The sequence below is a fragment of the Clostridium taeniosporum genome, assembly GCF_001735765.2.
GTDB classification, from domain to species: Bacteria; Bacillota; Clostridia; order Clostridiales; family Clostridiaceae; genus Clostridium; species Clostridium taeniosporum.
The window spans coordinates 2,420,865-2,433,470 of record NZ_CP017253.2; the positions used below are offsets into that span (position 1 = coordinate 2,420,865).

The following is a 12,606-nucleotide window of genomic DNA, read 5'->3' on the forward strand; positions in this document are numbered from 1 at the left end:
GGATTAGTATATACAATAAACTTATTATAACTAACCCTAAACATCATTATTATAAATTATTCTTTAGTGCATTTCTAGTTTTACTGTTAATACAAACTTTAATATTAACTTTTAATTTATTATGTTATTATACCATAGTAAATTATTTTTTGCGTTAAGAATAAAAATACTGATATCTTAAACAGATATCAGTATTAAAATTAAGCTGATTCAATATCTTTTTTAACTCTATTAGATGCTAAGGTTCCTCTTGTTTTACCTTCTGGTAATTTCTCTACTTTCGGATTTTCCTTGTTCTTAATACATTCTTCAGTTATAACAACTTTTGTTATTTGCTCATCTGAAGGTATCTCATACATTATTTCTGTCATCATTTCTTCTATAATAGCTCTTAAACCTCTAGCGCCTGTTTTTCTTTCTATGGCTTCTTGAGCAATAGATGTTAATGCTTCATTATTAAATTCAAGTTCAACATCATCTAATTCAAATAACTTCTTGTATTGTTTTACAAGAGCATTTTTTGGTTTAGTTAAGATATTTATTAGTGCATCCTTATCTAGGGATTCTAATGTTACCAAAATAGGTAATCTTCCAATAAACTCAGGAATCAATCCAAACTTAAGTAAATCTCCTGGCATTATTTCCTTCAGAAGTTTACCAATGTCTTTTTCATGTTTCCCTTGAATTTCAGCACCAAATCCCATAGAACTTTTTCTAGTTCTATTTTCTATTATTTTATCAACACCATCAAAAGCACCACCGCAAATAAATAATATGTTAGATGTATTTATTTGAATAAATTCTTGGTGTGGATGCTTTCTTCCTCCTTGTGGTGGTACTGAAGCAGTAGTTCCTTCTAATATTTTTAATAATGCTTGTTGAACGCCTTCACCAGATACATCTCTAGTTATTGAAGGATTCTCAGATTTTCTTGCAATTTTATCTATTTCATCTATATAGATAATACCTCTTTCTGCTTTTTCAACATCATAATCAGCATTTTGTATTAATTTAAGAAGTATATTTTCAACATCTTCTCCAACATACCCTGCTTCTGTTAATGTAGTAGCATCTGCTATTGCAAATGGAACATTCAAGAATTTAGCAAGAGTTTGAGCTAATAATGTTTTACCAGATCCTGTTGGTCCTAATAGTAATATATTACTCTTTGATAGCTCAACATCTGAATCCTGTTTTTTTGTATTAATTCTTTTGTAATGATTGTAAACAGCTACTGACAAAGACTTTTTAGCTCTTTCTTGACCAATTACATAAGAATCTAAATATTCTTTTATTTCATTAGGTTTAGGTACACTTTTTGTATCGAATTCAACAGTTTCTTCAAATTCATCTGCTATAATTTCTGAACATAAATCTATACATTCATCACATATATATACCCCTGGACCAGCTATTAATCTTTTTACTTGATCCTGAGTTTTTCCACAAAATGAACACTTTAACTGTTTCTTTTCATCATATTTAGCCATATATTCACCTCACTTAGTACAATAAATTAAATTATAATCTTATTTATCTTTTCCTGTTTCATTCTTAGTTATTACTTTATCTACTAATCCATATGCCTTAGCTTCATCTGCAGTCATAAAATTATCTCTTTCAACATCAGCTTCAATAACATCTAAAGGTTGCTTTGTATTTTCACTTAAAATCCTATTTAAAGATTCTTTAATTTTTATTATCCTGTTAGCATGTATTTGAATATCTGTTGCTTGACCTTGGAATCCACCAAGTGGTTGGTGAATCATTATCTCTGAATTTGGCAAAGCATATCTTTTACCTTCTGCACCACTAGATAATAAAAATGCTCCCATAGAAGCCGCCATACCTACACATATAGTACAAACATCTGGTTTTATATATTGCATAGTATCATATATAGCCATACCAGCAGTTATTGAACCTCCTGGACTATTTATATATATATATATATCCTTATCTGGATCTTCACTTTCTAAGAATAATAATTGTGATACTATTAAATTAGAAGAGTCATCATTTACTTCTCCACTTAACATAATTATTCTTTCTTTTAATAATCTAGAAAATATATCGTAAGAACGTTCTCCTCTACTTGTTTGTTCTACAACCATTGGAACTAAACTCATATAATTCCCTCCTTTTTCATATAACAATATTTCAAATTAATTCTTATCTTATATAAATTATATAAAAAAATACCCAAAATGTTAATTATAAATTTGAAATAATTGCCAGAAATACTTCTGGCAATTATTTTTCAAACTATAAAGTTGTATAATCTTTTACTATTTGCAAGATTCCTTTATTAATTTAAGAGTATTTTCTATAATTATATCTTTTTCAACCATACCTTTTTGAGCTTTTAATAAAATGTTAGCCATCTTCTTAGGATCCTTAGGTCCATACATTCTACCTAATTCTAATGCTCTTTCATTTAATTGTTCGTCAGTTACTTTTACATCTTCAACTTTAGCTATTGCTTCAAGAATTATGTCAGCCTTAACCTTTCTTTCAGCATTTTCTTTCATGAATTCTCTCATTTTTTCTATTGTATTTCCTGTGAATTCCATATATTGATCTAAGCTTAAACCTTGATATTTTAATCTTGATTCAAGATCTTTCATCATAGAATCTATTTCTTTTGTTAACATTACTTCTGGAAGATCCATTTTTGAAGTTTCAATTATTGAAGTTAAAACCGCTTCTTCAAATTCTCTTTCAGCTCTTTCACCATTAGATTCTTCTAATCTTTTCTTTATATTTTCTTTTAATTCTGCTAATGTATCAAATTCAGATACTTCTTGAGCGAATTCATCATCTAATTCTGGTAATTCCTTAACTTTGATTCCTTTTATAGTTACTTCAAACATTGCTGCTTTATTATTTAATTCTTCTTTACCATAGTTTTCTGGGAAAGTAACATTAATTTCCTTCTTATCTCCTATAGATAAACCAACTAATTGTTCTTCAAAATTATCAATAAATGTACCTGAACCTATTTCTAATGGATAATCAGTACCTTCTCCACCTTCAAATGCTTCTCCATCTATAAATCCTTTGAAGTCAATTACAGCTATGTTTCCATCAGCTATAGTTCCATCTTCTTTAGTTTCTATTCTTGCATTTTTAGATTGCATTTCTTTTATTTGCTTTTCAACTTCATCTTCTGCTACTTCATATGAAGGCTTCTTAATATCTAATCCTTTATATTCTCCTAGTTCTACTTCTGGATATGTAGTAACAGTCGCTGTATAAACAAGCTCTTTACCTTCTCCAATTTCAACAATATCAACCTTTGGATAATCTACTGGTCTAATGTCTTCTGTTTTTAATGCTTCATTATAACTTTCATCTATAGCTATATTAACAGCATCATCATAGAAAATTTCAATGCCATACATTTTCTTTAGTATTGCCATTGGAACTTTTCCTTTTCTGAATCCTGGTACGTTATATCTACCTTTATTTTTATTATATGCTTTAGTTAATGCGGCATCGAATTTTTCTGCTTCAACTTTTATTTCTAACTTAACCACATTTGTTTCTATCTTTTCAACTTTAGCTTCCATTTTATTAATTCCTCCTAAAATAGTATACATCTAATTTAACTAGGTTATTATACCATAAATCCCTGTTTCTTATCAAATTATTTATATAAATATTACTGTTTAACGATATTACCATTTATATCTATGTAATAAATATTACCATCTACAGCAATTTTTATTCCTTTTTCTTCATATTCAGCAATTTCTATTTTTTTTGCTGCTAAATCCCACTGTACTATATCACTATTATCATTTAAATTAGTCATCCATAAATATTGTTTTGTTGCTGCTGTTCCAAAATATGGTCTATTACTAACAAAAACTATCATATCATCATTAACAAATTTAGGATTATAATTCCATAAATATTGAGGGTTATTCATAAGAATTGCTTCTTTTGTGAAAATATCTCCCTTTGATGATTTATATTCTTCCTTTGACACAAGTTTAGAAGTACCATCAACATTATATAATTTAATACTTTGATCATTCTCTAATATTAATAATTTTTTTCTTGAAGGACTAATATCATATACCAATCCTTGTTCTTCAGACTCTAATCCCTTAAATTTAGACTCTCCATTCTCATTAATATATGTGGCTTTCACCTTTTGACCATTCTTTAAAGTTATTTCAAAAAATTCTTCTTCTGATTTAGGAAGTTCTGGTTCTTTTTTTACTTGTTTTACTTGATTAGACTCTTCTTTTGGTAAATTTTCTTCTTTATTCTGACTTGAATCGCTGTCTATCCATGCCTGTATCTTTTGCTTTACAGCTGAATAATCTGTAACATTATTTAAAATTTTAACTGTTGATATAATAATACCTATACCTATTATTATAAATATTATTAGAAAATTTCTTCTTCTTTTTTTCATGCGTTTTTCATATTCTCTACTAAAAATACTTGGTTTAGCCAAAACTTTCCCTCCAAAATCTATATATTATAACTAACCAAATTAATTATATATTATTATTTAATCCAAATCTACTCATTAAGTCATATTTAATATTTTCTTTATAATTTATTCTTACTACACTTATTCTTTCCACATCCAGTACATTCTTTACATTTATCAGAATTCTTTTTTTTACTACAACATCCACCACATCTTAAAATTCCAATTTCTCTAAGTTCTTCTAATGATAGATTATATATATTTTCTGAATAATCCTCATAATCTGGAGTGTTTTTTAATAAGTCTTCTTTTTTTATTTCTATCATATTTTTTATTTCTCCTAATTAATTGTATCGTTATATTCAATATATTTATACACTAATAAATTTATATTTAATTTATTATACCAAAAATAAATATCTAAAAGATATACTTCTATATATTTTAAGTTAATGATATCTTTAGATAAAGTAATGTTAAAATTAAAAATATTTAATACTAAATCATAACTTGGTATTAGTAAACAATAATCTCCATATCATTAATAGCTTTTTTTACAAGTTCATCAACATTTAAATTACTTTCTTCTTCCCTTATTAGATCAACTCTTGGTTTTGTTTTAGGATGTTTAGGAACAAATATAGTACAGCAATCCTCATATGGTTGAATTGATGTTTCATAAGTTTCTATTTTTCTTGCTATATCCATTATATCTGTTTTATCCATTGCAATTAAAGGTCTGAAGACAGGTCTATCTGCACAATCATTACTTACTATAAGACCTTCCATAGTTTGACTTGCAACCTGCCCTATACTTTCTCCTGTTGTTACTGATTGAATTTCCTTTTTTTCTGCTATTTTGCATGCAACCCTCATCATAAACCTTCTCATTATTATTGTAAGTTCATCTTCTCTACACTTATCTAATATCTGCATTTGAATTTCTGTAAATGGAACAATATATAAAGTTATTTTTTCAGTATACGAAGCTAAAATTTTGGCTAAATCCTTTACCTTATCTTTTGCTCTTTCAGATGTATATGGATGGCTATGATAATAAACACAGTTTAGCTCAACTCCTCTTTTAGCCATAAGATATCCTGCTACTGGAGAATCTATCCCTCCTGATAACATAAGCATTGTACTACCATTCATCCCATATGGAAGACCTGCTTCACCTTTTTTTATATCTTTATTTGACCATACATATGCATTTTTATTTCGTATCTCAACATTTATTAAAACATCAGGTGATTTTACATCCACACTTATTTCTTTCTCACAATTATTTAATATATAAGCACCTATATCTCTTGATATATCTGTAGAATTCCCTTGAAAATTCTTATTTGCTCTATTAGTATTTACTTTAAAAGTCTTACCTAACAAGTTATTAATTTTCTCAAGAGCTACCTTTTTTATAGAATCTATATCTATTTCTAAAACATCTACCACTGCTACTTCTGATACACCAAAAACATTACTTAATTTTTTTACACTTTTATCTATTTTATCAGTTTTTATGAAATATCTCCCACTATCTTGTATGAATTCAATTTCTATTCCTTCTAACCTTTTTCCTATATTATCTCTTAATTTCTTTTCAAATTTATTTCTATTAAGACCTTTTAAAAATATTTCTGGAGCATATTTAACTAAAATTAATTTTCCCACTATCTATTCACTCTCCTTAAAAATCTAAGACCTTTTTCCAAAATATCGATAACACAATCTACTTCCTCTTCAGTATTATCTTTTGAAAATGAAAACCTAATTCCCCCCATAATCTCATCTTGTGTTAAATTTAGAGCCTTTAAAACATAACTCCCCTTATTTATTCTTGCTTTTGAGGAACATGCTGAACCTGTAGATACATATATATTTTCCTGTTCTAAAAAGTGTAATAATACTTCCCCTCTAACACCTTTAAAAGATACATTTAATATATACGGTGAAAACTCATCATTTAATAAGCTATTAATTCTAATATTTTTAAATGAACATATTTTTTCTATAAATCTTTGTTTTATTTTATAAACTTTATTATAATTATCAAGTAAATTATCATTTGCTATTTTAGCAGCTATTGTCATCCCCATAATTCCTGGTATATTTTGAGTACCAGCTCTTATTCCAAATTCTTGTTCTCCACCCTCGATTAATGGATTTAATATGTTGGGTTTTTTTATATATATAAATCCACACCCTTTTGGTCCATGAAATTTATGACTGCTAGCTGTTAGAAAATCTATATTCATTTTCTTTACATCTAATTTAAGTTTTCCATAACTTTGAACTGCATCTACATGAAACTTAGCTCTATTACTAATTTGTTTTATTACGCTGCCTATTTTACTTAAATCCTGTATTATGCCAAATTCATTATTAACATGCATTATTGATATAAGAACCGTTTCTTTAGTTATAGAATTTTTAAGATGCTCTAAATCTACCTTTCCTTTATTATCTATCTTGAGATGTGTTATTTTTATTCCCTGTTTCTCTAATTTCTTTATTGTATTTAAAATTGAACTATGTTCAAATGGTGTAGTTATTAAATGTGTTCCTTTTTTTAAAATGCTTTTAAGTATTTGATTATTACCTTCACTCCCACCAGAATTAAAATATATTTCATTTTCATCAGAATTTATTGTTTGTGCTAGAATTTCTCTACATTGTTTAAGTTTCTTTTCACTTTTTAATCCTAAATTATGAAGAGAAGAAGGATTACCGTAATATTCTTTCATCCCACTAACTACTTCTTCAACAACTTTATCTAAAGGTTTTGTAGTTGCACTATTATCAAAATAAATCTCCATCAAAATATTTTTTCCTTTCATAAAATGTATTAATTCATAATTTTTATAATATAATTATCTGCAATTAAAAAACTCTTTTTAATTAAATTATATGGATATCATAATAAATTTTCTCTGTATATTTTGTGCTAAACATATTATTTTATTTCTTATAACAAAAAATAGCTAAATTTAAATTAATAATAATTTAAATTTAGCTATTTTTATTAAGATTGTTTTTATCATATAACTTTTAAATTTATTCCATTGCTACAAATTCTATCTTTTTAACATTTGGTATTTCTGACAAACCATTTAAAAGTGTTTTTATATCTCCTATTAATGTAGACATATCAATTGTGACACTTATATTAGCTATACCATTTATAGGTATACCTTGATTTATAGTTAAGATATTCCCACCTTGTTCTGAAATATAATTTATTATTCCAGATAAAACTCCTGTTTCATCTTTAACAATTAAATTAAAAGTTACTTTTTTGCCTTGAGACGTTTCTGCAAAATCAAATATATAATCTTTATACTTATAATATACACTTCTACTTATTCCTGCTATTTTAGTAGCTTCAGTAATTTCCTTGACCTTGCCATCTTTTAATAGCTTCTGAGCAAAAATAACTTTTTCATAAACATCCGGTAAAACTCTTTTGTCTATAACTAAGTAATTTCCTTTCATCAACAATCTCCTTTTATTACAACAGCCCCTTTGTTATCTGCTTGTAATTCAAAAACTTCCCATTTTATATTTTGGTTTTTCAAATATTGCTTAATACTATTGCTAAAGCCATCAGCCCCATTATCGATTATAGCCATAATAGTTGGTCCTGCTCCACTTAAATAACAACCTAATGCTCCTAGTTCATAACATTTATTATAAACTTCATCAAAGTGAGGTATCAACTGTTTTCTATAATTTTGATGAAGTGCATCATTACAAGCACTTCTTATTAAATCATATCTATCCGTAAAAAAGCAAGAAAACATTAAAGCTGCTCTACCAATATTATAAATTCCATCAGCTCTAGAAATTTGTTTTGGAAGAACTTTTCTTGCTTCTTCAGTAGATAATCTAAAATCAGGTATTATCGTTACAAATTTAACTTTATCTTTAATTTCTATTTTATTATATAAGGTTTTGTTATCTTCATCTATTGCAACAACTATTCCCCCAAATAAAGCTGGTGCAACATTATCCGGATGACCTTCTATTTCAACAGCCATTTCTAGTAATTCATCCTTAGAAAATTTTCCTTTTATAATTTCATTAGCTCCAACTAAGCCCCCAATTATACAGCTGGAACTACTTCCGAGACCTCTTGATATAGGTATATGTTGATTAAGCACAGATATAGTAAGCCCCTTAAATCTATATCCTGCTTTATCAAAACAATACTTCATAGCCTTATATATTATATTATCTTCATTACAAAATTCTTTTGGTATTCCATTAAAATTTAATCCATCATTTGCTTCATCAAAAGCAAATTCATTATACAATTTCACTGCCATTCCTATAGAATCAAAACCCGGTCCCATATTAGCAGATGTAGCTGGTACTTTAACTTTAATCATAATTTATCCTTCAATCCCCAGATAAGAAAGTAATATCTTTTTCATTTCTGACCTATCACAAACTTCATTATGAATAATTTGATACTGTGATAAATTAGCTAAACCATCTGGTATATTATTTTTTGTAATTTCAGATAACTTTTTTAATACCTCAAAATCATCAATTTTATCATTTGGAATTTTTAATGCCTCACAAATACTTCTTGGAAATTTAAATGGACTTGCAGTTGATGCTATTAGTACTTCTTTAGTATCATTAGTTTCTAATTGATATTTCTTTTTAACAACATAACCAACTGCTGTGTGAGTATCCATTAAATAATTATCTTTTTCATATACTTCTCTTATTGCATCATGTACTTCTTCTGTTGTAGCATATCCCCCATAAAATTCTTTCATAAACTTTTTCATTTCATCATTTATTTCATATACACCATTTTCACTTAAAGAATTCATAAGATCTTTTATAATTTCTGGATTCCGTCCACTTGCTTCAAATAATAATCTTTCAAGATTAGATGATACTAAAATATCCATTGATGGTGACTCTGTTAGCACAAGTTCACGCCTCTTATCATAAATACCACTATTAAAAAAGTCTGTTAAAACCTTATTTTCGTTTGAAGCACATATAAATTTATCTATAGGAAGCCCCATTTGTTTTGCATAGTATGATGCCAATATGTTTCCAAAATTGCCAGTTGGAACTACCACATTAATCTTATCACCTTGTTTTATAACCCCTTTTATAACCAAGTTGAAATATCCATAAAAATAATATACTATTTGAGGAACTAATCTCCCTATATTTATAGAGTTTGCAGAAGATAATAGAAATCCTTGTTTTAATAATTCTTCTTTGAAATCATTATCTCCAAACATTTGCTTAACAAATCTTTGTGCATCATCAAAATTACCATTTATACCAATTACTTTAACATTATCGCCTTTTTGAGTAATCATTTGTCTTTCTTGTATAGCACTCACACCTTTTTTAGGGTAATATACCACCACTTTAAAACCTTCTATATCTTTAAAACCTTCTAAAGCTGCTTTTCCTGTATCTCCTGATGTAGCTGCCAATATTACTATCTCTTCTTTTTTATTACAAACCTTTTTAGCTCTTTTCATAATTTGAGGAAGAAATAACAATGCTGCATCTTTAAATGCACAAGTTGGCCCATGATATAATTCTAAAAAATTATTATGTACCTTAATCTGAAATCTGTCATTATAAGCTTCATTAATTGCCTCTATAAGCTCCTTATCATGGATATCAGTAAAATATTCCCTAATAATTTCAAATGCTAATTCTTCATAACTAAACTCTTTTTTATTCCTTAATAGTTTATATATATTAGGAAAACTATCAGGCACGTAAAGCCCACCATCTTTAGATATCCCATTTATTATTGCTCTTGTAGAATCTACGCCATATTCTAGACCTCTAGTACTCCTAAAATTCATTCAATCACCCCAATTTTTAATTTAAATTAAATCTCTCTTTGCTTAATATATATATTATCATGTCTTTATACAGAAAACAAGTGTTTTTATTTTAAATACAAATAAGCATAACTATCGTTAAATAGAAATGCTTATCGGCATTAATTGTATTCCTTTATTCTCCAATTTACAACACGGTCTTTCTGGTACCATTATACCCTGATCTTTTAAACATCCTAAAAGTGAATCACAATAAATTAAAAGATCTTCATAAAATTTTTCTGTTCCAGTTTTTCTTAGAAAATTTATACACTCTGATCCACAACATGTTTTTACTACCTTGCCAATTACTTTGCATTCACAATTTATCTTATCAAAAATATTATAATCATTATTCATAAAATTATTCATATTTACAGTTAATACATTAGTACAATCCCCTGTTTTCATAACTAAATCTTGAGTATTATTTAAAATTAATTTTCCCTTTAAATTATTTAATAATTTTAAAAGAACAGAAAAATTTATAAATTTATATTTCTCTTTATCTAATAAAGGGTCTAAATTTTCACATCCTATAGCATCCAATAAAGCAATTAAAGTTTCTACATAACATAAAAGTGATTGATTTGTTATTTGTCCAGTAATCTCTACTAATTCTCCTGATTCAACTTCATCATTTAATATATTAATATCATTTCTCGAATGCAAAATCTCTCCATTTTGTAGAAAATTATTAAGATTTCCATTAAGAACAAATGTAGTATATGTTCTACGTATCTCTTCTTCTAATCTTATATTTCCTGTACCATTAAAATCTCTCCATACCTGATTATGTTGTTCTGCATTTACGAGGTTTCCTTTATTTTCATCTCTATATCCTTCTCTTTCATTTTTTCCTTCAGTTTCTTGTTGAAAAGAACCATTTCTACTATCTAAATGTACTCCTTCTGAAACTTTTGCATCTCTAATTCTCTTTTGAATTCTAGTATCAATATAACCTGATAAGACTAGAGAAGATAAATTTCTAACTAGATTTTCATCTAAGTATATAAGTATATCGAAAGGATTGTTCATATAATCTCTCCTTACAAAAAATCACTGATTATATACTATCTCTATTTATTTTTATTATACATAAATTGGTTATATGATTTTTATAAACATATTATTTTTTAATTTCATAATAAATTATATATACTTATTTAATCAATACAAAGTATAATCATTATTTAGTTATGATATAATAGTTATTATATTAATTTTAAGTTGTGGTGTTTTTATGAATGTTATAAAAAAAATTTTAAAATTATCATTAATTATTATATTAATTTTAAGCATTAGCTTAGGAATAATTTTTAGAAAAAAAATTCAATTAACCTATACAATCTTTAAAGACATAATATCTTTAAAAAATAATTTTTCTTTAAATAATGAATTTGAACTCTCTCCTATTGATAATGCAGACTACAAAGATATAGTTTATAAAGATGCTAATAATGTAAAATTAAAATTAGATATTTATAAACCATCGAAAAAAATGTATAAAACTTCTCCTGTACTTTTATATGTCCATGGTGGAAGCTGGGTATATGGTGATAAAAGTATTCCAAGAGCAATCAATCCAATTTTAGATATTTTTAGAGATAACGGTTTTACTATAATAAGTACTGAATATGAACTTATGCGTTCTAATGAAAATTTTCAAAAGCAAGTATGTGATGTAAAAGATACTATAAGATGGATATATAAAAACAGTTCTAAATATAATCTTAATTCAAACCAAATTGGAATTATAGGAATGTCATCTGGAGCTCATTTATCATTAATGAGTGCTTATAGTCCAGATAATGAGTTTACTGATGACTTAGATTTGGCTAATTATCCATCAAAAGTAAAGTATGTTATTGATTTTTTTGGACCAACAAATCTTAACTTACTAAAAACTTCTGGACTAAATTGGGACTTGACCAATATACTTAACTCTATAAAAGACAAAAACTTAGTTGCTTCTGAATTTAATCCAATTAAATATGTTAATTCAAATATTCCAAAAACATTAATAATTCATAGTAAGAATGATTCTCTAGTACCTTATGAAAGTTCTCTGGAGTTATATAATAAATGTATAGAAGAAAAAGCTTCTGTTAAATTAGTTTCTTTAGAACAAACATCTCATGATATGTCAATTATATTTACACAAGATATAAAAGATTTAACTAAAGAGGTATTAAAATTTATAGTAAACAATTCCCCATTATATTAAATTGATATAATGGGGAATTTAATTCTTCTTGATTATTTTTCCTAAATTCTTTA

The 12,606-nt window shown here is 26.7% G+C and carries 12 protein-coding genes; 1 reads left to right on the forward strand and 11 read right to left on the reverse strand.

Features of this window, described 5'->3' with window-relative positions:
• Positions 1 to 200 precede the first annotated feature (200 nt).
• From clpX to BGI42_RS11155, 11 genes are all read right to left on the reverse strand, one after another.
• Positions 201 to 1,490 carry an ATP-dependent Clp protease ATP-binding subunit ClpX gene (gene clpX, locus BGI42_RS11105; protein ID WP_069680365.1) on the reverse strand — a complete coding sequence of 430 codons (1,290 nt, stop codon included), beginning with the start codon at positions 1,488 to 1,490 and terminating at the stop codon, positions 201 to 203.
• Between the two features lie 39 nt (positions 1,491 to 1,529).
• Positions 1,530 to 2,129 carry an ATP-dependent Clp endopeptidase proteolytic subunit ClpP gene (clpP, locus tag BGI42_RS11110; RefSeq protein WP_069680366.1) on the reverse strand — a complete coding sequence of 200 codons (600 nt, stop codon included), beginning with the start codon at positions 2,127 to 2,129 and terminating at the stop codon, positions 1,530 to 1,532.
• Between the two features lie 159 nt (positions 2,130 to 2,288).
• A complete protein-coding gene (gene tig / locus BGI42_RS11115; protein ID WP_069680367.1) occupies positions 2,289 to 3,572 on the reverse strand; it encodes a trigger factor in 1,284 nt (427 codons plus the stop codon).
• Positions 3,573 to 3,664: 92 nt separating this feature from the next.
• Positions 3,665 to 4,471 (reverse strand): hypothetical protein, encoded by an 807-nt coding sequence (locus BGI42_RS11120; protein WP_069680368.1) that lies wholly within the window; start codon positions 4,469 to 4,471, stop codon positions 3,665 to 3,667.
• Between the two features lie 98 nt (positions 4,472 to 4,569).
• A complete protein-coding gene (locus tag BGI42_RS11125) occupies positions 4,570 to 4,776 on the reverse strand; it encodes a hypothetical protein (protein WP_069680369.1) in 207 nt (68 codons plus the stop codon).
• A gap of 190 nt (positions 4,777 to 4,966) precedes the next feature.
• Positions 4,967 to 6,124 carry a tRNA uracil 4-sulfurtransferase ThiI gene (gene thiI, locus BGI42_RS11130; protein ID WP_069680370.1) on the reverse strand — a complete coding sequence of 386 codons (1,158 nt, stop codon included), beginning with the start codon at positions 6,122 to 6,124 and terminating at the stop codon, positions 4,967 to 4,969.
• Positions 6,124 to 7,269: a cysteine desulfurase family protein gene (locus BGI42_RS11135; protein WP_069680371.1), complete on the reverse strand. Its 1,146-nt coding sequence runs from the start codon at positions 7,267 to 7,269 to the stop codon at positions 6,124 to 6,126. Before BGI42_RS11135 ends, thiI begins: the two co-directional genes overlap by 1 nt.
• A gap of 238 nt (positions 7,270 to 7,507) precedes the next feature.
• On the reverse strand, positions 7,508 to 7,945 hold the full coding sequence (locus BGI42_RS11140; RefSeq protein ID WP_069680372.1) for an ACT domain-containing protein: 438 nt from the start codon (positions 7,943 to 7,945) through the stop codon (positions 7,508 to 7,510).
• Positions 7,945 to 8,841, reverse strand: a complete 897-nt coding sequence (gene thrB / locus BGI42_RS11145) for a homoserine kinase (RefSeq protein WP_069680373.1) — start codon at positions 8,839 to 8,841, stop codon at positions 7,945 to 7,947. The genes BGI42_RS11140 and thrB overlap by 1 nt, the downstream gene beginning before the upstream one ends.
• Before the next feature lie 3 nt (positions 8,842 to 8,844).
• Positions 8,845 to 10,308 carry a threonine synthase gene (gene thrC / locus BGI42_RS11150; RefSeq protein ID WP_069680374.1) on the reverse strand — a complete coding sequence of 488 codons (1,464 nt, stop codon included), beginning with the start codon at positions 10,306 to 10,308 and terminating at the stop codon, positions 8,845 to 8,847.
• A gap of 117 nt (positions 10,309 to 10,425) precedes the next feature.
• Complete coding sequence (locus BGI42_RS11155; protein WP_069680375.1) at positions 10,426 to 11,364, reverse strand: DUF6414 family protein; 939 nt, start codon at positions 11,362 to 11,364, stop codon at positions 10,426 to 10,428.
• Between the two features lie 205 nt (positions 11,365 to 11,569).
• On the opposite strand from BGI42_RS11155, the gene BGI42_RS11160 reads away from it, so the two are divergent.
• Positions 11,570 to 12,553 carry an alpha/beta hydrolase gene (locus BGI42_RS11160; protein ID WP_069680376.1) on the forward strand — a complete coding sequence of 328 codons (984 nt, stop codon included), beginning with the start codon at positions 11,570 to 11,572 and terminating at the stop codon, positions 12,551 to 12,553.
• Positions 12,554 to 12,606 lie beyond the last annotated feature (53 nt).